We start from the raw sequence: 21,388 nt of genomic DNA, 5'->3' as shown, positions 1-21,388 counted from the left end.
GAGCGAGCATAGCATATGTGGACATATATATTCTAAGATATGCGCTAGGATCGTTGGCATGACCAACGACGGCGTGCCCGCGGCACCGCGCGAAATTGCGGACCTGCTGCGCGATCTTTCCTGGAACATCCATCGGAAGCCGCCGGAGATCACCGGGATCGAACCGCTGCCCAGCACCGAGTTGGCTGTGCTCAAGCATGTGCTGGACACTCCGGGCCTGACGGTCACCGAGCTGGCCCGGCTGATGGGGCTCAAGCAGAGCAATGCCAGCGCGGCCGTCCGTACGCTGACCGAGCGTGGGCTGGTGGCCCGGGCAAGCAGCCCCACGGACCGGCGGGTCAGCCTCCTGGAGCCCACCGAGGAGGCCCGGGCGCAGAATGAGGTTATTGCCCATGCCTGGGCGGGGCCTATCCGCGCCGGAATCGCCCGCCTGGATGATGAGCAGCGGGAGGCGCTGGAGGCGGCAGCGGAGGCGCTAGTTGCCCTGAACCGGGCCCTGCAGGCGCGCGGCTAGGAACGTCTACTGCCACTTTGCGTTTCTACTGCCGGTTTAAACCGGCAGCAGAAACGCCACGGCGCGAAAAAGTTTCCATGCGGACAGTGGTTGTCCGCAATTGGTCCTAGGCTTCCTCCCATGGCTATCGCACGCGCTCCCATCACTGTTATCGACTGCCCGGATCCCGTGGCACTCGCCACCTTCTACGGCACCCTCCTGGATTGGAAGGTGGACTTGAACGGGTACGACGGCGACTGGACCGAAATCTCCGACGTCACCGGTCAGCGCTACTCCTTCCAGAAGGTGGAGAACTACGCGCCACCGGCCTGGCCAGGCCAGGACATGCCCCAGCAGATGCATATCGACGTGGATGTTGACGACCTGGACGAGGCCGAGGCTGCTGTCCTCGCGCTGGGGGCAACCAAACACGAGCACCAGCTGGGGAGGACCTTCCGCGTGTTCCTGGATCCGGCAGGCCACCCCTTCTGCCTCTGTGTTGGCTGGAAGGACGACTGAATCCCGGCGCCCTGGCTTCCGGCTAGCGGGAGAGGTTGTCCTCCAGCGTGGCTGTGTGCGCGGCAAGCCGGGCAAACGCACCGTCGGCTGCCCGGAGTTCGGCCGGTGACCCCGTCTCGATGACCCGGCCGGCGTCGAGCACCACCACCTGGTCCGCGTTCTCCACGGTTGAGAGCCGGTGGGCGATGGTCAGCGTGGTGCGCCCGGCGGAGAGGTGCTCCAGGGCCAGCTGCACCTGCGCCTCGGTGGTGTTGTCCAGCGCCGAGGTGGCCTCGTCCAGGACCAGGACCGGCGGATTGCGCAGGATGGTGCGGGCAATGGCCAGGCGCTGCTGCTCGCCGCCGGAGAAACGGTGGCCGCGCGCCCCCACCAGGGTGTCCATGCCCTCGGGCAGGGCGCCGACGGTGTCGGCCATCTGCGCCGCGGCCAGGGCGGACCATAGCTGGTCGTCGCTGGCGTCCGGATCGGCGAGCAGCAGGTTCTCGCGGATGGAAGCGTGGATCAGATAGGTCTCCTGGGAGACGACACCGACAATCCGGGCCAGATCCTCGGGGGCCAGATCGCGCACGTCCACGCCATCGATGCTGACGCGGCCCGAGCTGGTGTCGTTCAGCCGCGGCAGCAGGGACGCCAGGGTGCTCTTGCCGGAGCCGGTGGATCCAACGACTGCGGTGGTGGTCCCGGCGGGCAGTGTCAGGTCGATGCCGTGCAGGACTTCTGTGCCGTCGTCGTAGGTGAAATGCACGTCCTGGAACCGCACGTCACCGTGGACCGCGGCCGGATCCAGCCGGACGGGAGCGGCGGCTGGGCGGATCTGTGGCTCAAGATCCAGGTATTCGAAGATCCGGCTGAAGAACGCCAGGGCGGTTACCCACTGCACGCCGATGTTCAGCAGGCCCATCACCGGCCGGAAGATGCCCGCTTGCAGCCCGGTGAACGCCACCAGGGTGCCGATGGTCATTCCGCCGTTGGTGGCAGGGAAACCCGCGGCGAGGTAGATGACGGCCGGAATGGCCGCGAAGACAATCTGCATGGTCGCCATCCGCCAGCGCCCGGCGAGCTGGCTGCGCAGCTCCAGGCCCACGAGGGTCTCCGAGCGCGCGCGGAACCGGTCGGCGTCGCGCGGTACGGTGCCCAGGGTTTTGGCCAGCCGCACGCCCGAGACCGAGAGGCCCTCCTCCACCTGGGTGTGCAGGGCGGCGAGTTCGCGCTGGCGTTCATCGGTGACGTCGCGGCGGATCATTGCTACGCGCCGGGAGAGCCAGATCGCGGGCGGCAGCACCACGAGCGAGATCAGGCTCAGCCCGGGGGAGAGGGCCACCATCGCGACGGCGGTCGCAACCGCGGTCGTGAGGTTGGAGGCTACGCCTGTGGCGGTTGTGGTGACGACCGACTGCATGCCGGAAATATCGTGCGTGAGCCGGGACTGCACCTCCCCGCCGCGGGTGCGGGTGAAGAAGCCGAGCGACTGGGCCTGCAGGTGGGTAAAGAGCTTCACGCGCAGGGTATGCATCACGCGCTGGCCCATGCTCGTGGCCAGCCAGGTCTGCACCACGCCGATCGCGGCGGTCAGTGCCGCCACGCCCACCATGGATGCGGTGAGGAACAGCAGCAGGCGGGTGTTGCCGTGCGGGAGTGCGTCATCGATTACAGCCCGGACCAGGAACGGCTGGGCGAGTCCGACCACCGAGGAGGCGGTGATCAGCAGTACGACGACGGCGATGGTCCCCTTGTGCGGGGCGAAGAGTGCGGCGATGCGCCGCAGGGAAACCGGATGCCGGTTCAGCTGTTTTTGATCGGCGGGATTCAGTTTCGCGGGGCCGGGCCCGCCACCTGATCCTCTACCGCTTCCGGGGGCCGCAGGGGCCGCTTCGGGAATAGCCATGATTCCTCCTGTGCTGCCGTGAGGTGCGAGGCGGCAGCTAATGCAGAGGTTACCTCATTATGTGGTTACCGGCAAATGTGGGTAGACTCGTCTTCATGGATAACACGGACCCGGCCGCTCTGGGAGAACTGATGCACGCGGCGTTCCGCAGGCTGCGGAAGCGGTGGATGCACCAGCTCGCACCGTATGAGCTGACCCCGCATCAGTTCCGGGCGATGAATGCGGTGGCCCGGGCGGCTGAGCCGGAGGGGGGTGGGCCCGCCGATGCGCCCGTCGGCGCACACGAAGCCGGTGAGCCGGGGCTGCGGTTGAAGGAACTGGCGGAGCGGCTGCGTATTGCCCCGCGGTCAGCCACCGAGGTGGTGGATCAATTGACCGCGAAGGGGCTCATGGAGCGCCGGGCGCACCCGACCGACCGTCGGGCTACTCTGCTGAGGCTGACCGACGCGGGGGAAAAGCTGCGTGGCACGGTGCTGGCGGACCGGAAGCGTGAGGCAGATGAGTTCTTTTCCGTCCTGGAACCGGGCGACCGGGTAGAGCTCGCACGGATCCTCGGGGAGCTCAGCGGGAGCGGGGACGGCTTGAAAGGCTAACGCTGAGTCTTCGATTTAGAAGCTCACATCGACGCAGTTCCGCATCGAGACTTATGAGGGCTTCGTTTGGATGTCCATTCCGGCGAAACTAAGCCACCTGATTTTCTCCTGTGGTGGTCGTTCTGTTAGGTTTCGAAGAGGAATCCAGCGCTTTTCGCGCCTTCCGCTCCGGCGAACTCGCCGGTGATTGAAACAGTCTCGTTATAAGGTTTCCATTTCATGCGCAATACGACCGGTAAGTCCTTTGCTCCGTGTGCCGCTCCGGCCACAGCAGGGCCCGCAGTCAGTTCCCCTTCACCCGCTGAAAAACCTGCCCGCCCCTTGTAGGGCAGGGGCCGGAACCCGGCAGCGTGTCGGCCAAATGGCCGGATGACAATGTTGGTTCTCCGGCTTTCCTGCCGCTGAAAACCAGTTGGGCGGACGTTGATTCTTCCCCTTTGACAGGCCAGAGGCCCGTCCACCAGCCTGCTCCGCACCGGATTCCCGGTGCACAGCCAATTGCGCTGCCAGCGAGGCGTGAACAAGACCAACGAAAGGTACAGGATGAATGCGGACGCAGTGATCCACCGCAACAATGTCCGGGTCCTCGGACGTACGGACGGTCCCGCGCTGCTTTTGGCGCAGGGTTTTGGCTGTGACCAAGTCATCTGGGACCGGATTCTGCCGTTCTTTACGGACACCTACAAAGTGGTGTTGTTCGACCATGTTGGAACCGGAGGTGCTGATCCGGATGCCTACGGCGACGCTAAATATGCTGCCTTCGAGGGTTACCTGGCAGACCTGATCGAAATCATTGATGTGCTGGAGCTGGACGACGCTACGGTCGTCGGGCACAGCATCGCCGGCACGATGGCACTGGCGGCGGCGACGCGGAGCCCGAGGATCGCGCGTCTTGTCCTACTCTGCGCCTCGCCCTGCTATGTGAACGACGAGGGGTACTCCGGTGGGCTTCAGCCGGAGGACATCGAGGCTGTCCTGCAGATGGTGGAAGTCAACTACCCCCTGTGGGCACGGGCGATGGCGCCGGAAATAGCAGGCGCGGAACCCGGCTCCGAGGTGAGCGGCGAACTGGCGGAGAACATGTGCCGGTTGCGTCCGGAGTATGTGCGTGACTTCCTGGAGATGTCTTTCGCCGCGGACGTCCGGCAACTACTGCCCCAGGTGTCTGTCCCGGCCCTGATCCTGCAGTCCCCGGGCGACCCGCTGACCCCGGAACCGGCGTCGTTGTTCCTGCACAGCCATCTTTCCCAAAGCACGCGTGTGGACCTGTTAGCACGCGGGAACATGCCGCACCTTAGTTCTCCCCGGGAAACTGCAGGGGCCATTCTGGAGTACCTGGAGGCGAGCACCCGTGCCTAGCATTGACGGCCACCCCCGGCACAAGAACCCTGAAAACACCGACCCGGGCATGGATTACGAGAAACACTTCCATGCTGCGGCCTCCGGATATCTCGTCCTCACCACCGACGGTACGATCCTGGATGTCAACCAGACACTGGCCTCCTGGACCGGGCGCTCCAGGGACGGACTGCTCGGCGGCAACATCCTTGACCTGATGCCGCGGGCGGACCAAGTGCTCTTCTCCTCCTATGCCGTGCCGCAGCTCGCAGTATCCGGGTGCTTCAATGAAATGGCGGCGGACCTGGTGTCTGCGGACGGGGAGTGTGTCCCGGTCCTCCTCTCAGGTGTGCGCTCCGAAGACGGTGGGAACGGTGCCGAGATTGACCGGATTGCCGTTTTTAACGCCTCCGAACGCCGGCTCTACGAGCAGGATCTCGTGGCGGCCCTGCGGAAAGCAGAGGCGGCGGAAGCGGCCCGGGCCGCAGCAGAGGAGGAAATCCGACAAAAGCAGAAGGCCCTGGAGGAAAAGGACCGCATCCTGCAGGCGAACCTGTTGGAAAGCCGGGAACGCGAGGCCCTGCTGGAATCGGTTCTGGACGCCGCCGACGTCGGCCTGCTGGTGGTGGATCCGAAGGGCAACACGCTGCTTACCAACACCCACCTGCTCTCCAGCTGGCGCCGGGTCATGGGGGATATTCCCATCACCGCGAAGGAACAAACGATGTTCGGTCCGGACCGGGTGACGCCCATCGGCGATGCCGATAACCCCGCTAGGCGGGCCGCCGCCGGAGAGGCCTTCTCCGACCAATTGGTATGGTTCGGTGCCGGCGAGCATGAGATGGCCCTTAACGTTTCGGCCCGGCCCATTAAAGGCGAGGGATCCTTCTCCGGATCCGTGATTGCCTTCAGCGACGTCAGCCGGCTGGTCCGTGCCGTGGCGGCGCAGGAGGAGTTCGTAGCCAGCGTGTCGCACGAGTTGCGGACTCCGCTGACCTCCATCATGGGCTACCTGGACCTCGCCCTGGACGAGGAGGGGCTGTCTCCGCAGGTGAAATCAGCCATCGAGATTGCGCTGCGCAACTCGGAACGCTTGCTGGCACTGGTCTCCGATCTGCTGTCCGTGGCGTCGGGCGCCACGAAAATGGACCGCCGCCCGATGAACCTTGCCGAAATTGTGCGGGCGGGTGTGGTGTCGGCAGCCCCGAAGGCCGCTGCGAGCCGGGTTGCGCTGGTAACCGACATTCCGGAATCGCTGATTGCGGACGTGGATCCGCAGCGCCTGGCCCAGGTGGTCGATAATCTGCTGTCCAATGCGGTGAAGTACTCACCCGGCGGTGGGACGGTGACGGTGCGGCTGTGGCAGGACGCGGAGGCGGTCCGGCTTTGCGTGGCGGACACCGGGATCGGGATGAGCGAAGCCGAACAGGAAAAGGTCTTCACAAAATTCTTCCGCGCCCGCCGCGCCATTGCCTCTGCCATTCCCGGCGTCGGCCTGGGACTGGTGATCACCAGGAACATCGTGGCGGCCCATGGCGGCGAGCTGAGCTTCGTCAGCAGCCCGGGGGAGGGAAGCGAGTTCACGGTATCCCTGCCCGGTGTGGAGACTGCGGGCGGGATCAGTCCCGCTCGTTGAGCTTGTTCAGCAGCTTGGAAAGGTTTCTGAGCTCGGCGGGAGTCCAGCTTCCCAGCTGCTCCCGCAGCCGGGACCGCTTCGCACTGTGTACACCTTCGAAGCGGACCCGGCCCTCAGGCGTCAGGTCGAGCAGCTGGGCCCGTCCGTCGGAGGGGTCCGCCCGCCGGGCCGCAAGGCCCAGGGTTTCCAGCTGGGTAACTGTCCGGCTCAGCAGGGCCTTGTCCACCTGAAGTGCTTCGGCCACGGCGCCCTGCTGGCACTCCCCGGTGCGGTACAGGGTCATCAGCACCGAGAACCCCAAGGGCTGCAGGGCCGGATGGACGGCTGTGGCGCAATCCTTGAAGATCCGGCGGGCTGCCGCAAGTGTCACCGAGAACTCGCGTTCCACCTCCAGCACAGAGGACTCGAAGGTCCCATCGCCAGCGTCCCCCGCTACCGGCGCCGTCACGGCTAGTTCTTACCCTTTCCGGATGACTTTCCCTTTCCCGATGACGAACCCTTTCCTGCGGGTGCGCCCTTTCCGGAGGGTGCACCCTTTGCAGTCGGCGCACCCTTTGCAGCCGGCGCGCCCTTTCCTGCGGGCGCGCGCTTCGCGGCTGCGTTCTTTACGGCGGGCGAGCCCTTTCCGGATGACGCATCCTTTGCCGGCGCGCCCTTTGCGGGCGACTCCGGGGTATGGCCGGCGGCACCTTCGGACACGGCCGCTACGGTCTCAGAGGTCGTAGCGGAAGTTGTCGCGGACGCTTTGCCGGACGCCGCGGCAGATTCTTCGGCCTGCATCTTCTCGTGCCGGGTCATGCTGCCCAGCGGCAGGTTCGGCAGGAACAGCACGGCCAGCAGCGTCAGGAGCCCCAGCGGTGCAGCGATCATGAAGATGTGCGCCACGGAGGAGCCATAGACGGATTCGACAATGAAACGCACGGATTCGGGCAGGGCGTTCACATCCGGGATGCTGCCGGAGGCCAGTGATGCGGCGACTTCCTTGCCCTCTTCACCGAGCGCAGTGATGGCGGACATCAGCTCGCCCTGCTTCTGCGCCAGCCGGTCGGTGACCTGGGTGGCCAGCACCGCGCCGAGCGCGGACACGCCCACGGTGCCGCCGATCGTGCGGAAGAAGTTGATGCTGGAACTGGCGACGCCGAGGTCCCGGGTGGAAACGTCGTTCTGCACCACGAGCACCAGGTTCTGCATCACCATGCCCACGCCGGCACCGAGCAGGAACATGTACAGCGAGACCAGCCAGAAATTGGTGTCGTATTCAATGGTGCCCATCAGGACCAGGCCTGCGGTGAGCAGCACCGATCCGACCACCACGTAGGCCTTCCACTTGCCGGTTTTGGTGATCATCCGGCCCACGAGCGTGGAGATGATCAGCAGTCCTGCCATCATCGGGATGGTCATCAGCCCTGACATGGTCGCGGAGGCGCCGCGGGCCAGCTGCATGTACTGGGACAGGAACACCGTAGTGCCGAACATGGCGACGCCGACGGCGAGGGATCCGATCACCGAGAAGGTGAAGGTCCGGTTGCGGAACAGGCTCAGCGGGATCAGCGGTTCCGACGCCTTCAGCTCCACGGCAACAAACGCGGCCAGGCCCAGCAGCGAACCGCCCACCATCCACGCGGTGGCGGCACTGGCCCAGCCGAAGTCGGTGCCCACCAGGGACACCCAGATGAGCAGGCACGACACGGAGGCCGAGAGCAGGATGATGCCGGCGTAGTCGATCTGCACCTTCCGCTTCTTCAGCGGCGGCAGGTGCAGGGTCTTCTGGATTATCACCAGCGCGACGACGGCGAGCGGCACCGCCACGTAGAAGTTCCACCGCCAGTTGACGGTATCCGTGATGACGCCGCCGATCAGCGGTCCGCCGACGGTGGACAGGGCCATGACGGCACCGAACAGGCCCATGTAGCGGCCGCGTTCCCGCGGGGAAACGATGTCCGCCATAACAATCTGGGTCAGCGCACCGAGGCCGCCGGCGCCGATGCCCTGGATCACGCGCATGGCGATCAGCCAGTCGGTGTTGTGGGCGAAACCTGCGGCCGCACTGGCGACGATGAAGATGATCAAGGCCAGCTGGACCAGGACCTTGCGGTTGAGCAGATCCGCAAGCTTGCCCCAGACCGGGGTGGAGACCGCCGTGGCCAGCAGGGTGGCGGTGACCACCCAGGTGAAGGCGGCCTGGTCGCCGTCGAGGTCCGAAATGATGACCGGCAGCGAGGTGCTCACCACGGTGTTGGCCAGCATCGAGACGAACATGCCCAGCAGCAGGCCGGTCAGGGCCTGCAGGATGGCGCGGTGCTTGCGCTTTGCTTCTGCCCTGGCCTCGGCGCGGGTGGTGGGGGCAGCGCCCTGCGGGGCAGGGGAAATGGACATGCGCACTCCAAAAAGCTGACGAAGGTCAAAGGTTGATTTAAATCAACGGTACGTCCGGGTTTTCCCCTGCCCTGCCGATATGTGCCTGTCCGTGAGCGATCTCATGGGGGTACGTGACGGCGTCGTCACTCCGCACCGATTTTGGGCCGCACAAGGGAGAACCGGGCACAATGAAAGTGGCCGAGATTCCACCTTCCAAGGGGCGCCGTTGAGCAACACCACGCATGGTCCGTCCACCTTCCCGCCGCGCCACCCGGGTCCGGAGCCACGGTTCCACCTATCACGGGACGCGCTGCGGACGTCCCTCTGGTTCTGGCCCACCTGCGCTTCCCTCGCCGCGGTGCTGCTGACCCTCGTGCTGCTGCAGGTCCGCCCGGAAGCCGACGCCGCCTGGGCTCGCTGGATCTGGCCCACCGGCGTCGATACGGCAAGCAGCCTGCTGCAGACGGTGGCCACCAGCGTGATGACCGCCGCCACCGTGACCTTCTCGCTGACCGTGGTGGCCCTGCAGCTGGCCTCGCAGCAGTTTTCGCCCCGGCTGCTGCGCGAGTTCGCCCGCGATGCCCGCACGCAGACGATCCTGGGCGTGCTGATGGGCACCTTCATGGTCTCCATTACCGGCCTGCACGGCATGGATGCTGACCGGCCCGTCCCCGTGCTGGTGGTGGGGCTCGTCTACATCCTCGGGATCGCCTGCGGTGTGGTGCTGCTGCTGTTTATCGGGCACATCACCCGGTCCCTGCGCGTGGACACCATGATGCTCAATGCGCACCAGGGCTGCCTGGCCGTGCTGCGTGAAACCTATCCGGAGTCCGGGAGCGGCGAGGTGCAGGACTTCCCGGAGCCCGACGGCGGCACTCCCGTCCCGGTACGCCGCAGCGGCATCATCCAGGCGGTGCAGGCGAAACCGCTGGTGCAGATGCTGCACGAGTACGGGCTGACCATGCGGATCGAGGTGCAGCCCGGGGACCATGTCACCGTTGGGACACCTGTGGCCCGGGCGTGGAGCGACGACGGCGGACCGGTTCCGGAGGAGGCGGTGCGCGAGGCTCTGGCTGCTGCCCTGGAGATCGGTTACGAGCGGACGCCGGAGCAGGACGCGGCGCTGGGCCTGCGCCAGTTGACCGACATCACGGTCAAGGCCCTGTCACCGAGCATCAATGACCCGATAACCGCAGCGCACGCGCTGGGCTACTGCGCGGACCTGCTGGTGGATCTCTCCCGCCGCCGGCTCGGACCGGAGGGGGAAACCGACGTCGACGGCGTGCTGCGTCTGGTGACCGTCGGCCGGGACTACCGGTACTTCATGGACCTGGTCTGCGGGCCGGTGCGCCGCTATGCCCACTCCGAGCCGATTGTGCTGTCCGCAATCCTGCGGCTGCTGCGTGACTGCGCTGCCAACGCCGTCAACGACGACCAGCGTGAGGAGATCCGCCGGCAGTCCTCGCTGGTATTGGGGAGCACCTCCCGGGATCTGGCCGTCGCCGATGAGCAGGAGGTCCGGGACATGGCCCGCCGGGTCGAGGAAGCGCTGGCCGGGGACCTGCGGTCCGCCTTCACGGACCGGGCGGGGGAGACCCGGTCGGTTTAACGGTGTTCAGGGGCTAAAAACTACAGGCTCTCGTCAAACGCCGCACCACCGCCGTGTTGGACTAGCCGCAGCAAACCCGCCGCAGCAGCCGCTCCTCGTGCCGCCGGGCGTGCGGCTGTGGCAGGCTGTGGCCATGGAAACCAGCACCGGCATGCCAGCCTGGCCGTCCACCGATCCGCAGCACGGAAACGTGCGGCTCCGAGCCTTCCGGGATGAGGATGTGGCAACGGTCATCGAGATGTCCCGGGACGAGTATTTCCCCGCCATCGGCAGTCTTCCCGGGAACGCGAGCCCCGAGCAGGCTATGGAGTGGGTGGAACGGCAGCGGAACCGGTACCGGGAGGGCGCCGGGTTTTCCTTTGCGGTGGCCGACGCCGGCACCGACCGTTGCGTGGGCCAGCTGGGACTGTGGATCCGGGAGTTGGAGAAGGGCCGCGCCCAGGCCGGGTACGGGATTACGCCGTCGGCCCGCGGCCACCGGTTCGCTGCGTCCGCGCTGCTGGCCGCGCTGGAGTTCGCCTGGACTCTTCCGGAACTGCACCGGGTGGAGCTGCACATCGAACCGTGGAATACCGCCTCGACCCGCACGGCCGAACTCGCGGGCTTCGAGCGGGAGGGTCTGCTGCGTAGCTACATGGAAATTTCCGGGCAGCGCCGGGACCTGCTGATTTATTCGGCGCTGCGGGAACGCAAGGCGTAGCCCGCCGACTGCGGATCCACGTTTCGAAGGGTACTAGGCTGACATATTGGTGGGCTCGGTCTCTGCAACAGCAGCTGAGTCCCGACGGTGTTTGGAGAAGATTCTTGCTACGCACCGGCAAGGAGTGCCGCACGTTGGACAGGAATAGCCCTTGTCCAGGGAATCCTGGAGCCAAAAATCCGGGATATCTCCCTTGGTACTGAAGTGCGCGGCGTCGAACACTCCCTGAATGTGGCAGCCTTCCTCGTCAGTCCAGCCGATGGAAACGATCAGCGTGGCACCGAGGGACCAGAGTTTGCTGGTTGCCGCATCCACGAGCCCGCTGGCGATACCGCGGCCCTGCATACTCCTGTCCACCGCAACTGATTTGATAAAGCCGATTTTGTTGAAGTCCAGGCCGGGAAGGCACTCACGAAGCGGATTGGTCATGTCCTGTGGAAGCGACGCTAAGAAGGCGTCCACGGTTTCGAAAATCCTGCCCGTTACCGCTCCTATAACACCTTGGGCGTCCTTCGAGATGAGGGCAATTTTGTCCGTATCCTGCGAATAGGAAGCCAATTCTTCGCGGCTGACGTACTTATAGCCGAGCTCGCTGCCCAATACTGAAAGCGCTTGGTCCAACTCGTTGGGCCCCAAGGCAGCGGCGGGAATTTTCTCGAGGGGCCAAAACTTGTATTTCCCTGCGGTGACACTGTTATTTGCACTGTCATAACCGGCCCAGAATCCTTCCAGCCTCTTGCCCGGTTTCGTCTCAAGGAAAAAACCACCGGAGCCATCGTCATGGAGATCCTGCGATTCGTAGTTTCCGTAAACCCGGCCGTTCTTGGTCAGGCGGCCTTCGAGCATCCACGTACGTCCCCCCGCGGCCATGGTGGTTGGTCCGTATATCCTGCGTCCCCGTTGGGAGAGCCGTGCTGTCGCCTTGGTGACAATCCGCTGCCCATCTACGTAATCCTCAAACGTCGATGCATATTCGCCGGCTATGGGATGCTTCCGGTTTATGACAAAGTCCCGTATCAATCGGAGTGCCAGGGATCCGAGCCCAATAACGACAGCGCCTAATAGGCCAACGAAGACGTCTGAGATTAGTGACTCTGCGGTAAACATTCGTTGATCATAGGCAGGAACATCGGAGATGGACCTAATCCATCGTGGTGGTCTGCTCAGCTGAATCATTCCCCTCGTTCCTGCCCCGTGGCTTTAACCCGTTGACTCCCTCCCCGGGGCAAGCGGACAGTAGAGCCATGCCAGGCATTGCCGCACCCCTTTGGGACAGGCTGACCGAGACCGTTCAATCCGGTTGGTGCCCGGGGCTAGTGGCCGGTGTGCGGATCAACGGGCGGACCGAAGTGTTCGCCGTCGGTTCCCTGGACCTGGAGCAGTCCGGGCCGATGGCCGAGGACACCCCGTTCCGGATCTCCTCGCTGAGCAAGCTGTTTGGCGGCGCCCTGGCCCTCAGCCTCGTAGCCGACGGCACGCTGAGCCTGGACGACGAGGTTGCCCGCTGGCTCCCTGCCCTCGCGAACCCCCGCGTGCTGGTGACTCCGGATGCCCCGCTGACCCTGACGGTACCTTCCCGCGGCCCCCTCACGGTGCGCCACCTGCTGACCTTCACCGCGGGACTGGGTGTCGACTTTGACCCGACCCCGTATGTGGCGGCGACGCAGGATTTCCTCTGGGGTCCCAATCCACCGGACATGACACCCGAGGAGTATCTGGCCCGGCTCGGCAGCCTCCCGCTGGCCTACCAGCCCGGGGAGCGCTGGATGTACCACTCGAGCGCGGACGTGCTCTCGGTGCTGCTCGCCGCCGCCGCCCTCACGCCCCTGGGTCAGTTGGTGCAGGAACGGATCAGCGAACCGTTTGGGCTGACCGGGACCGGGTTTCCGACCGGCGAAGAGCATTTCCCCGGAGTGTATGCCGCCAACGACGACGGCGGGCTCTTCGAGGCGGAGTCCTACCGGGACGCACTGGCAGGTCCGCCGAAGTTCGCGTCCCTGGCCGGCGGCATGGTGTCCACCGTGCCGGACTTCGTCCAGTTCCTCGCCGGACTGGCCGATGACAACGTGCTGCCGGCTGAACTGCGGCACCAGATGACCGTGGACCAGCTGACCTCCCTGCAGCAGGCCGGCGTGGCCGAAGTAGCCGGACCCGACGAGTCCTGGGGCTTTATGACCGCCGTGCAGACAGGCCTCGGCGCCGTATGGTCCGAGCCGGGTATGTGGGGCTGGGCCGGCGGGTCCGGGACCAGTGCCGCCGTTTACCCGAACGGGGATATCGGCGTCGTGTTCACCCAGCGGTTTATGAGCAGCCCGCAGGGCCACTTCGACTTCTTTTGGAAGCCGTTCGGAGAGCTGCGGGGTAGCGGCCAGGCGAATCAGCGATAGGGATTCCCGGGATGCTCGCCGGAGCGCGGGGTGGATTACCCGCGCTCCGGCAGCCTTCCCCGCCCCCGGACTGCGCCGTCTTAGACGTTGTAGATCTTCCCGGCGGTGATGCCGCCGTCGACGACGAACTCGGCGCCGGTGGAGAAGCTGGACTCGTCGCTCGCCAGGAACAGGACAACACTGGTGACCTCTTCTGGTGCAGCCGGCCGGGTGAGGGTGGTTTCGGTGAAGTCGATCGGCTTCTGCCGGCCCATCACGGCGGTCATCGGGGTCTGGATGGACCCGGGGTGCACCGAGTTGACCCGGACGTGGGACGCCGCGAGCTCCAGTGCGGTGGACTTCGTCAGCCCGCGCAGGCCGAACTTCGACGCCGTGTAGCCGTGCATTCCGGCGATGCCTTCGAGCCCGGCGGTGGAGGAAATGTTAATGACGGACGACGGCGCGGAGGCCTTCAGTGCGTCCACTGCAGCCGTCATGCCCAGGAAGGGACCGGTCAGGTTGATATCCAGTGCCCGCTGCCAGCGCTCCGCCGGGTACTGGCCGAGCGGGCCGCCGTCGAGGATGCCGGCATTGTTCACCAGGACATTCAGGGAACCGAAGGTTTCCAGGGTGGCCGCCACGGCGGCGGCCCAGTCCTCGGCGCTGGTGACGTTCAGGTGTACGTAGCGGGCGGCGTCGCCCAGCTCCTCAGCCAGCGCGGCACCGGCGTCGTCGTTGATGTCCGCGATCATGACCTTGGCGCCTTCGCGTACGAAGGCCCGCGCATGCGATGCGCCCATTCCACTGGCAGCTCCGGTAATAAGGGCTACTTTGTCTTTGAGTCGTTCGCTCACGTTTACATTCTCCTGTTGTAGATGGCCGGGTTTCCCGGCCCGTTCCCGCTGGGTGGGGCGGGGCCCATTTTCGATCGTACGGTGGCGGAATCCGGCAGAATCCGCGGTAGGGGCCCCGTTGTGGGCAGTGTCATATCCGTGGGGCCATGAGCGGGGCGCCGTTCCGGATGCGGGGCGCGGCCGGGTGGAATCGGCGCAGACCCTCCCCGTCGGCGTTTTCCGCTTGTAGTCTCGAAAAGGCCGACGGCACCGAACGTCCGCCGACCCCGGTATCGACGCGGGTCCGTGCCGAACCTGTAAGCCCTCAGGGAGCCATGATGCAACTGGAACCGCGCAGTCCCAGTATCAAGGGGCCGGCAGATATGTTCACCGGCGATGTCTGGTTCGAAGTCATTGCCGCACCGCATCCCACACCGTCCCGGATGCGGGTCAATGCTGTCCACTTTGCCCCCGGCGCCCGTACCGCCTGGCACGTCCACGCCGTCGGGCAGACCCTGCACGTCACCGAAGGCTACGGCCTGGTCCAGGCCCGCGGCGGGGAGATCCTGACGATGCGGCCCGGCGACACCGTGTACACCCCGCCGGGGGAGTGGCACTGGCACGGCGCCGCCCCGGACAACCTCATGACCCACCTGGCCATGTGGGAGGCGCCGCCCGACGACACCCCGGAATCCGACTGGGGTGATCTGGTCACCGACCAGGAATACGGGGCGTGAGTCACGAAAGACACCTGCGAGAGGAAAACCGATGGAGCACGTCACCCTGAACACCGGCGTCGAAATGCCGATCCTTGGCTTCGGCGTGTACCAGGTTCCGCCGGACCAGACCGAGGAAGCCGTCACCAACGCCCTGGCCGCCGGGTACCGCTCGCTGGACACCGCCGCGGCCTACCAGAACGAAGCCGCCGTGGGCCGTGCAGTGCAGGCGAGCGGTATTGCCCGCAGCGACCTGTTTATCACCACCAAACTCTGGATCCAGGACAACGGCGAAGCCACCACCAGCCGGGCGTTTGAGACCTCGCTGCAGAACCTGGGCATGGACTACGTGGACCTGTACCTGATCCATCAGCCCTTCGGCGATGTCTACGGCGAGTGGCGGGTAATGGAACAGCTCTACAACGACGGCGCCGCCCGGGCCATCGGGGTCTCGAACTTCATGCCGGACCGGCTGCTGGACCTGATCCTGCACAACGACGTGGTTCCCGCGGTGAACCAGATCGAAACCAACCCGTTCTACCAGCGGGCGGTGGAGAACCAGCTGATGACCGAACGCGGCGTCCGGCACGAGTCCTGGGCGCCGTTCGCCGAAGGGAAGCACAACCTCTTCTCGGATCCAACACTGTCGGACATCGGGAACGTGCACGGCAAGTCCATTGCCCAGGTGGTGCTTCGCTGGCTGATCCAGCGCGGGGTGGTGGTGATCCCGAAGTCCGTTCGGCCGGAGCGGATGGCGGAGAACTTCGACGTGTTCGACTTCGAGCTCAGCCCGCAGGAAATGGCCTCCATCGCCGACCTCGATACCGGAAAGTCCTTGTTCTTCGACCACCGGGACCCGGCCGCCGTCGCCCGGTTGGGCGGGGTCACGCTGGACTAGGCGGGCGGAGTAGGGGGCGGCGGACCTAGGTTGTTTCGGGGGTTCGGTGCAGGTCCCGCACCAGGTACAGCCAGGGGAAGGACCGGCTGCCCACCTGCCAGCCATCCGTTTCGTAGTGGTGTGCAGGCCGGGTCCACAGCACGCGGCGGTGTTCCCACTGGGTGTCGGTCTGCAGCATGCGGTGCCGGAGCATGTCGACGCCGATGGTGCGCCAGCCCAGCCGCCCGGCCAGTTCCAGCTCGGGCATTTCGTCGAAGGCCGTGACCGGGCCGAGCCAGCGCTCGCGGGAACCGGTGGCCGGCTCCTCCGGCCGCGCGCCGAAACGCTGCTGCACCGCCTGCCGAGTCATCCCCAGCTCGCGGCCCAGCGCGGCCCAGCTGATTCCCGCGCTCCGTGCCGCCGCGACGGCCCGGTGCTGCAGCTGCTGGCTGGCCTGCTCGGCGGCGCCCGTCCGGGCCACCAGGGCGAGGTGGTCCGCCTCGGTGAGGGTCCCGGCGTCGTCGTAGTCGCCGAGGATCAGTGACCCGATCTGCTCCTGCAGGTCTGGGCCGGGCTGGCCGGGCTGGGTTCCGTTCCGGGCCATCATTGCTTATCCGTCCGGTCCCGGCTGGGCAGCCAGTACTCGGTGCCCCTGCTGTCGGTGTTCCCGCGCCAGACAAAGGTGACCGCAAGGTACACGCTGCCCACGATCAGGGTGAAGCCGCCGCCCTGGCAGAGCCCCTTGGGGAACCCGTGCAGATCGAGCAGCAGCCAGGCGGCCAACAGCGCCACTCCGCCCAGAAACATCACGGTGGCGTAAACGGCGATGAAGACGCGGAAAGTTCTCATGTGTCAAGTAAAGCTTGACATGAACGAGACGTCAAGCATTTATTGACACTTTCTGCCTTCGGCTACTCGCGTGTTCCGGGTTCGCGGCGGCTACCGTGCAGGGACAGATGCACCATCAGCGGCGCACCTGCAAAAGATAGGGGAGCGGACATGGAACCTTCAAGGCTGTCGTTGTGGTCAACGGGGTCGGTGCTGTCCATTGGATCGAAGAATTCGGTGCTGTCGATCGGCAGCGTGGGATCCGCGTGCTCCATCGGCTCGATCGGGTCCTTCGGCTCAGTGCTGTCCATCGGATCGGCGCTGTCCGCTGTGGCGGTGATGTCCTGGCTGTCGGTCGGGTCGATCATGTCCGCACAATCAAGGGCCCGGATCATGGCAGCCGGAAACGCCTAGCCGCCGGGCGTCCGGGCGGTGAGGGGCAGTGCCACCAGAACGGCTGCCGAGAACAGAACGAATGCGCCCAGGGTCCACCCGCGCCGCGGGGCCTCGCTGCGCTCCGGCGGCATGGCAACGTCGTCAGCGCGGGAGACCAGCGACACAAGGGCGGGGAGCCATCCCCACGAGATGCCCCAGTACGCCCCGGTGAGCAGAACCGGAGTGACCGTATTGAAAACCCAGGCCTCGTGCCCAGTCGGCCAATCGGCCAGCACCAGTGCCGTGCCCAGTGCCGCGGACCCCGCCACGGCCGCCAGGGCGACGGCCATCCATGCTGCCAGGAACCTGGTGTGACGCGGCGTGGCGCCGGCCCTTTCCGGTGTCGGCATGAGCGCCAGCGCAGCGGCCGCTATGGCCAGTGAGGTAAGCCCGGCGACCAGCACCCGTCCCGGATTGTCCAGCAGCACCTGGGCGCGGATCGGCAGCGTGTCCGGGAATACCAAAGCGGTGAAGGCGGCCGGTAGCCGGCCGTCATTCACCAGTACCGTGTATCCCAACCCGGACAGCAGCCAGAGGGCGGCGACGGCGGCGGGTAGAAGCAGTGGTTTCAATCTTGCGGCAGAGGTCCCCATGCAGTGAGGTTACCCCGCCGTCCTCAAGGCGAATCCGGCAGGGGCGCCTGCGGAAGTTACCTCACGCCCGCAGGGACCAGCTGCCGCCGCAGTTCCGCGGTGAGTTCGGCCAGCGCCTGGGGAGCGCTGCGGCAGAGCCGGGGGAACGCCAGATAGCCGTGCGGCATCCCGACATAGGTGGTGACCCGGACCGGCACGCCTGCCGCGCGGAGGGCATCGGCGTACCGCAGGCCGTCGTCGCGGATCGGATCATGCTCGGCCACCTGGATCAGCGCCGGCGGGAGCCCGGAGTGGTCCAGCGCCAGCAGCGGCGAGGCATAGGGGTTACGCCGGTCCTCCGGATCCGGAACGTAGAGGCTGCCGTAGCGGTGGATGTCCTCCTCGGTGAGGATGGGCGCATGGGCATTCTCGCCGATCGATGCGCTGCCCAGGGTCATGTCGGTGGCCGGATAAATCAGCCCCTGGAAGGAAATGGCGGGGCCCGACCGGTCCCGGGTCATCAGGGTTAGCACCGCTGCCAGGTTCCCGCCGGCGCTGTCGCCCACGACGGCGAGCCGGCCGGCGTCGGCCTCCCATTCCGCGGCGCGGTCGGCCACCTCGAGCAGCGCGGCATAGCAGTCCTCAGCGGCGGCGGGCCAGGGATGCGTGGGCGCCAGCCGGTATTCCAGGGACACGACGACGGCGTGAGCGTCCCGCGCGATGGTGCTGGCCAGCGAGTCATAGATGTCCAAATTGCCGACGGTCCAGCCGCCGCCGTGGATCAGGACCACCAGCGGCAACGTTCCGGCGGCGTCGGCCGGCCGGTAGACCCGGATCGGGATTCTGCCTTCCGCTCCGGCAGCGGTGTCATCCAGGGTTGTCACTCCCTTGGCGAGCCCGCCCAGCACCCAATCCAACACCGGGTTGTGCTTGATGGTGCGCTGCTGGTCCGCGAGGATCTGTTCCTCGCTCTTGCGCGCCACGGAGGTCCGGGCCAGCACTTTCCCTACCAGCCGCACGCGAAGATCAAGCTTTGCCATGGTGTGCCTTCTTTCATCCGGTCCGCTAGGCCTGAATATAGTCCTCCACAGCCTGCCCCACCCGACGCGGGCAGGCGCGCCCCGCCGTCGTTCCGGCAGACCGTTGCTCCGCGCGGGGTGGCCGGGCAGAATCGGACGGTACGGCGGACGGTCCGCAGGCGGATGGAGCGGCAATGAGCACGGACACCACCACTGGGACAGGCACCGGCACCGGGCGGGCGGCGCACACAGCGGACAGCCACGACGTGATCCGGGTGCAGGGTGCACGGGTGAACAACCTGCGGGACATCAGCATCGAGATCCCGAAACGGCGGTTGACGGTGTTTACCGGGGTGTCCGGCTCCGGCAAGAGTTCGCTGGTGTTCGGCACCGTGGCCGCAGAGTCCCAGCGGCTGATCAATGAGACCTACAGTGCGTTTGTGCAGGGCTTTATGCCCGCGCTCGCCCGTCCCGAAGTCGATCTGCTGGAGGGGCTGACGACGGCGATCATCGTGGACCAGGAACGGATGGGAGCGAATCCGCGGTCCACGGTCGGCACCGCCACCGACGCCAACGCGATGCTGCGTATCCTGTTCAGCCGGCTGGGGCAGCCGCAGATTGGCCCGCCCAACGCGTTCTCCTTTAACGTTCCCTCCGTGAAGGCCTCCGGCGCCATCACCATCGAGCGCGGCGACGGCAAGACCCGGGCGGAGAAGGCCACCTACAACCGGCTGGGCGGAATGTGTCCGCGCTGCGAGGGAACGGGAGCGGTCACCGACTTCGACCTCACCGCCCTGTTCGACAGCGCGAAGTCGCTGGCCGATGGGGCCCTCACCGTGCCCGGCTACAGCATGGACGGCTGGTTCGGGCGGATCTACTCCGGCTCCGGCTTCTTTAATATGGACAAGCCCATCGGCGAGTTCTCCAAACGGGAGATGCAGGATCTGCTCTACAAGGAGCCCACCAAGATCAAGGTGGAAGGCATCAACATCACCTATGAGGGCCTGATCCCGAAGATACAGAAGTCCATGCTCTCGAAGGACCCCGAGGCGATGCAGCCGCACATCCGGGCCTTCGTGGACCGGGCCATCACCTTCAGCACCTGTCCCGACTGCGACGGCACCCGGCTGGCCCCGGAAGCACGGTCCTCCAAGATCGGCGGACTCAACATTGCCGACGTGTGCGCCATGCAGATCAGCGACCTGGCCGGCTGGGTCCGCGGGTTGAAGGAACCCTCCGTGGCCCCGCTGCTGACCGGGTTGCAGCATCTGCTGGACGCGTTCGCGGACATCGGGCTGGGCTACCTGTCCCTGGACCGGCCCTCCGGAACCCTGTCCGGCGGCGAATCGCAGCGGACCAAGATGATCCGGCACCTGGGCTCGTCGCTCACCGATGTGACCTATGTTTTTGACGAGCCGACCATCGGCCTGCACCCGCATGACATTGCCCGGATGAACCAGCTGCTGCTGCAGCTGCGGGACAAGGGCAACACCGTGCTGGTGGTGGAGCACAAGCCGGAAACCATCGCGATTGCCGACCATGTGGTGGATCTGGGGCCGGGCGCGGGGACCGACGGCGGCACGGTCACCTTCGAGGGTCCGCTGGACGGGCTGCGGGACAGCGGCACCCTGACCGGCCGTCACCTCGGGGACCGGGCGCGGCTCAAGGACTCGGTGCGCCCGCCGTCGTCGTCCCTGCAGGTGCGCGGTGCCGCGACCAACAACCTGCGCGACGTCGACGTCGACATTCCGCTGGGTGTGCTGGTGGTGCTCACGGGGGTGGCCGGCTCGGGCAAGAGTTCGCTGATCACCGGGTCCGTGTCCGGCCGGGACGGCGTGGTGACGGTGGACCAGAGCCCGATCCGTGGCTCCCGGCGCAGCAACCCCGCGACCTACACCGGGCTGCTGGAACCGATCCGGAAGGCATTCGCGAAGGCCAACGGGGTGAAGCCGGCCCTGTTCTCCTCCAACTCCGAGGGTGCCTGCCCGGCCTGCAACGGCGCCGGCGTCATTTACACGGAGCTGGGCGTGATGGCCACGGTGGAATCCGTCTGCGAGGACTGCGGGGGACGCCGGTTCCAGGCCTCGGTGCTGGAGTACACGCTGGGTGGGAAGGACATTGCCGAGGTTCTGGCGCTGTCCGTCACCGATGCCGAAACCTTCTTCTCCGAGGGGGAGGCCCGCACCCCGGCCGCGCACAAGATCCTGGGCCAGCTGGCCGACGTCGGGCTGGGGTACCTGCATCTGGGCCAGCCGCTGACCACCCTGTCCGGCGGGGAGCGGCAGCGGCTGAAGCTGGCTACGAAAATGGGCGGCAAGGACGGGATCTACGTGCTGGACGAACCCACCACCGGGCTGCACCTGGCTGACGTCGAACAGCTGCTGGCCCTGCTGGACCGGCTGGTCGACTCGGGGAAGTCGGTCATCGTCATTGAGCACCACCAGGCGGTGATGGCGCATGCGGACTGGATCATCGACCTGGGGCCGGGTGCCGGGCGCGACGGCGGGACCATCGTGTTCGAGGGGACGCCGGCGGAGCTGGTGGCGGGGGAGTCGACACTGACCGGGGAGCATCTGGCGGCGTACGTGGCGGGGTGAGGCGCGCTGCCGGG

Annotated in this window: 21 protein-coding genes; 11 read left to right on the top strand and 10 right to left on the bottom strand. The window is 66.2% G+C overall.

What is annotated here, in order from left to right; translation table 11 throughout:
- The first annotated feature begins 58 nt into the window (after positions 1–58).
- Together QNO10_RS13625 and QNO10_RS13620 are read left to right on the top strand one after the other, a co-directional pair.
- On the top strand, positions 59–514 hold the full coding sequence (locus QNO10_RS13625; RefSeq protein ID WP_229946265.1) for a MarR family winged helix-turn-helix transcriptional regulator: 456 nt from the start codon (positions 59–61) through the stop codon (positions 512–514).
- 120 nt (positions 515–634) lie between these two features.
- Positions 635–1,012, top strand: a complete 378-nt coding sequence (locus QNO10_RS13620) for a VOC family protein (protein WP_229946267.1) — start codon at positions 635–637, stop codon at positions 1,010–1,012.
- 22 nt (positions 1,013–1,034) lie between these two features.
- Here the strand turns inward: QNO10_RS13620 and QNO10_RS13615 are convergent, their stop codons facing one another.
- A complete protein-coding gene (locus tag QNO10_RS13615) occupies positions 1,035–2,897 on the bottom strand; it encodes an ABC transporter ATP-binding protein (protein ID WP_229946270.1) in 1,863 nt (620 codons plus the stop codon).
- Between the two features lie 95 nt (positions 2,898–2,992).
- Here QNO10_RS13615 and QNO10_RS13610 point away from each other — a divergent pair, with 95 nt between their 5' ends.
- The 3 genes from QNO10_RS13610 to QNO10_RS13600 all read left to right on the top strand — a co-directional run bounded on the left by QNO10_RS13610 (position 2,993) and on the right by QNO10_RS13600 (position 6,464).
- Positions 2,993–3,490, top strand: a complete 498-nt coding sequence (locus QNO10_RS13610) for a MarR family winged helix-turn-helix transcriptional regulator (protein ID WP_229946272.1) — start codon at positions 2,993–2,995, stop codon at positions 3,488–3,490.
- Positions 3,491–4,033: 543 nt separating this feature from the next.
- Positions 4,034–4,849: an alpha/beta fold hydrolase gene (locus tag QNO10_RS13605; protein WP_229946273.1), complete on the top strand. Its 816-nt coding sequence runs from the start codon at positions 4,034–4,036 to the stop codon at positions 4,847–4,849.
- Entirely contained in the window at positions 4,842–6,464 is a 1,623-nt protein-coding gene (locus QNO10_RS13600) for an ATP-binding protein (RefSeq protein ID WP_229946275.1), read from the top strand. The genes QNO10_RS13605 and QNO10_RS13600 overlap by 8 nt, the downstream gene beginning before the upstream one ends.
- Here QNO10_RS13600 and QNO10_RS13595 read toward each other — a convergent pair.
- Positions 6,448–6,912, bottom strand: a complete 465-nt coding sequence (locus QNO10_RS13595) for a MarR family winged helix-turn-helix transcriptional regulator (protein WP_229946277.1) — start codon at positions 6,910–6,912, stop codon at positions 6,448–6,450. The two genes, QNO10_RS13600 and QNO10_RS13595, sit on opposite strands and share 17 nt — an antisense overlap.
- 2 nt (positions 6,913–6,914) lie before the next feature.
- The gene (locus QNO10_RS13590; RefSeq protein WP_229946279.1) at positions 6,915–8,840 is read right to left on the bottom strand and encodes an MDR family MFS transporter; all 1,926 of its coding nucleotides are present in this window, start codon (positions 8,838–8,840) and stop codon (positions 6,915–6,917) included.
- A 208-nt stretch (positions 8,841–9,048) separates the two neighbouring features.
- On the opposite strand from QNO10_RS13590, the gene QNO10_RS13585 reads away from it, so the two are divergent.
- The gene (locus QNO10_RS13585; protein WP_229946280.1) at positions 9,049–10,431 is read left to right on the top strand and encodes a DUF2254 domain-containing protein; all 1,383 of its coding nucleotides are present in this window, start codon (positions 9,049–9,051) and stop codon (positions 10,429–10,431) included.
- A gap of 133 nt (positions 10,432–10,564) precedes the next feature.
- Positions 10,565–11,131, top strand: a complete 567-nt coding sequence (locus QNO10_RS13580) for a GNAT family N-acetyltransferase (protein ID WP_229946282.1) — start codon at positions 10,565–10,567, stop codon at positions 11,129–11,131.
- Between the two features lie 33 nt (positions 11,132–11,164).
- On the opposite strand, the gene QNO10_RS13575 is transcribed toward QNO10_RS13580, so the two are convergent.
- Complete coding sequence (locus tag QNO10_RS13575; RefSeq protein WP_229946284.1) at positions 11,165–11,977, bottom strand: GNAT family N-acetyltransferase; 813 nt, start codon at positions 11,975–11,977, stop codon at positions 11,165–11,167.
- 398 nt (positions 11,978–12,375) lie between these two features.
- Here QNO10_RS13575 and QNO10_RS13570 point away from each other — a divergent pair, with 398 nt between their 5' ends.
- Positions 12,376–13,518, top strand: a complete 1,143-nt coding sequence (locus tag QNO10_RS13570) for a serine hydrolase domain-containing protein (protein ID WP_229946286.1) — start codon at positions 12,376–12,378, stop codon at positions 13,516–13,518.
- Between the two features lie 80 nt (positions 13,519–13,598).
- Here the strand turns inward: QNO10_RS13570 and QNO10_RS13565 are convergent, their stop codons facing one another.
- Positions 13,599–14,351, bottom strand: coding sequence for a glucose 1-dehydrogenase (locus QNO10_RS13565; protein WP_229946289.1), 753 nt, complete (start codon positions 14,349–14,351; stop codon positions 13,599–13,601).
- Positions 14,352–14,665: 314 nt separating this feature from the next.
- Here QNO10_RS13565 and QNO10_RS13560 point away from each other — a divergent pair, with 314 nt between their 5' ends.
- Complete coding sequence (locus tag QNO10_RS13560) at positions 14,666–15,067, top strand: (R)-mandelonitrile lyase (RefSeq protein WP_229946291.1); 402 nt, start codon at positions 14,666–14,668, stop codon at positions 15,065–15,067.
- A 31-nt stretch (positions 15,068–15,098) separates the two neighbouring features.
- Positions 15,099–15,944 carry an aldo/keto reductase gene (locus QNO10_RS13555; protein WP_229946294.1) on the top strand — a complete coding sequence of 282 codons (846 nt, stop codon included), beginning with the start codon at positions 15,099–15,101 and terminating at the stop codon, positions 15,942–15,944.
- 25 nt (positions 15,945–15,969) lie between these two features.
- Here the strand turns inward: QNO10_RS13555 and QNO10_RS13550 are convergent, their stop codons facing one another.
- The 5 genes from QNO10_RS13550 to QNO10_RS13530 all read right to left on the bottom strand — a co-directional run bounded on the left by QNO10_RS13550 (position 15,970) and on the right by QNO10_RS13530 (position 18,798).
- Positions 15,970–16,527: a hypothetical protein gene (locus QNO10_RS13550; protein WP_284162246.1), complete on the bottom strand. Its 558-nt coding sequence runs from the start codon at positions 16,525–16,527 to the stop codon at positions 15,970–15,972.
- Positions 16,527–16,772 carry a hypothetical protein gene (locus QNO10_RS13545; protein WP_229946298.1) on the bottom strand — a complete coding sequence of 82 codons (246 nt, stop codon included), beginning with the start codon at positions 16,770–16,772 and terminating at the stop codon, positions 16,527–16,529. Before QNO10_RS13545 ends, QNO10_RS13550 begins: the two co-directional genes overlap by 1 nt.
- 62 nt (positions 16,773–16,834) lie before the next feature.
- Positions 16,835–17,119: a hypothetical protein gene (locus QNO10_RS13540; RefSeq protein ID WP_229946300.1), complete on the bottom strand. Its 285-nt coding sequence runs from the start codon at positions 17,117–17,119 to the stop codon at positions 16,835–16,837.
- A 42-nt stretch (positions 17,120–17,161) separates the two neighbouring features.
- Positions 17,162–17,779 (bottom strand): hypothetical protein, encoded by a 618-nt coding sequence (locus QNO10_RS13535; RefSeq protein ID WP_229946302.1) that lies wholly within the window; start codon positions 17,777–17,779, stop codon positions 17,162–17,164.
- Between the two features lie 56 nt (positions 17,780–17,835).
- Positions 17,836–18,798, bottom strand: a complete 963-nt coding sequence (locus QNO10_RS13530; RefSeq protein ID WP_229946304.1) for an alpha/beta hydrolase — start codon at positions 18,796–18,798, stop codon at positions 17,836–17,838.
- Between the two features lie 173 nt (positions 18,799–18,971).
- On the opposite strand from QNO10_RS13530, the gene QNO10_RS13525 reads away from it, so the two are divergent.
- Positions 18,972–21,374 carry an ATP-binding cassette domain-containing protein gene (locus tag QNO10_RS13525; protein ID WP_229946305.1) on the top strand — a complete coding sequence of 801 codons (2,403 nt, stop codon included), beginning with the start codon at positions 18,972–18,974 and terminating at the stop codon, positions 21,372–21,374.
- Positions 21,375–21,388 lie beyond the last annotated feature (14 nt).

Origin of the sequence: Arthrobacter sp. zg-Y919, from assembly GCF_030142045.1 — a bacterium.
Lineage (GTDB): Bacteria > Actinomycetota > Actinomycetes > Actinomycetales > Micrococcaceae > Arthrobacter_B.
The sequence above is the reverse complement of the archived record's forward strand: the minus strand, read 5'-3'. Positions and strand labels throughout refer to the sequence as shown.

What these genes read in the sequence shown, in the direction of transcription:
- QNO10_RS13625 (WP_229946265.1), top strand. Translation starts at nt 59, where the DNA reads ATGACCAACGACGGCGTGCCCGCGGCACCGCGCGAAATTGCGGACCTG.
- QNO10_RS13620 (WP_229946267.1), top strand. Translation starts at nt 635, where the DNA reads ATGGCTATCGCACGCGCTCCCATCACTGTTATCGACTGCCCGGATCCC.
- QNO10_RS13615 (WP_229946270.1), bottom strand. Translation starts at nt 2,897, where the DNA reads ATGGCTATTCCCGAAGCGGCCCCTGCGGCCCCCGGAAGCGGTAGAGGA.
- QNO10_RS13610 (WP_229946272.1), top strand. Translation starts at nt 2,993, where the DNA reads ATGGATAACACGGACCCGGCCGCTCTGGGAGAACTGATGCACGCGGCG.
- QNO10_RS13605 (WP_229946273.1), top strand. Translation starts at nt 4,034, where the DNA reads ATGAATGCGGACGCAGTGATCCACCGCAACAATGTCCGGGTCCTCGGA.
- QNO10_RS13590 (WP_229946279.1), bottom strand. Translation starts at nt 8,840, where the DNA reads ATGTCCATTTCCCCTGCCCCGCAGGGCGCTGCCCCCACCACCCGCGCC.
- QNO10_RS13580 (WP_229946282.1), top strand. Translation starts at nt 10,565, where the DNA reads ATGGAAACCAGCACCGGCATGCCAGCCTGGCCGTCCACCGATCCGCAG.
- QNO10_RS13575 (WP_229946284.1), bottom strand. Translation starts at nt 11,977, where the DNA reads ATGCTCGAAGGCCGCCTGACCAAGAACGGCCGGGTTTACGGAAACTAC.
- QNO10_RS13570 (WP_229946286.1), top strand. Translation starts at nt 12,376, where the DNA reads ATGCCAGGCATTGCCGCACCCCTTTGGGACAGGCTGACCGAGACCGTT.
- QNO10_RS13560 (WP_229946291.1), top strand. Translation starts at nt 14,666, where the DNA reads ATGATGCAACTGGAACCGCGCAGTCCCAGTATCAAGGGGCCGGCAGAT.
- QNO10_RS13555 (WP_229946294.1), top strand. Translation starts at nt 15,099, where the DNA reads ATGGAGCACGTCACCCTGAACACCGGCGTCGAAATGCCGATCCTTGGC.
- QNO10_RS13550 (WP_284162246.1), bottom strand. Translation starts at nt 16,527, where the DNA reads ATGGCCCGGAACGGAACCCAGCCCGGCCAGCCCGGCCCAGACCTGCAG.
- QNO10_RS13545 (WP_229946298.1), bottom strand. Translation starts at nt 16,772, where the DNA reads ATGAGAACTTTCCGCGTCTTCATCGCCGTTTACGCCACCGTGATGTTT.
- QNO10_RS13540 (WP_229946300.1), bottom strand. Translation starts at nt 17,119, where the DNA reads ATGATCGACCCGACCGACAGCCAGGACATCACCGCCACAGCGGACAGC.
- QNO10_RS13535 (WP_229946302.1), bottom strand. Translation starts at nt 17,779, where the DNA reads ATGGGGACCTCTGCCGCAAGATTGAAACCACTGCTTCTACCCGCCGCC.
- QNO10_RS13530 (WP_229946304.1), bottom strand. Translation starts at nt 18,798, where the DNA reads ATGGCAAAGCTTGATCTTCGCGTGCGGCTGGTAGGGAAAGTGCTGGCC.
- QNO10_RS13525 (WP_229946305.1), top strand. Translation starts at nt 18,972, where the DNA reads ATGAGCACGGACACCACCACTGGGACAGGCACCGGCACCGGGCGGGCG.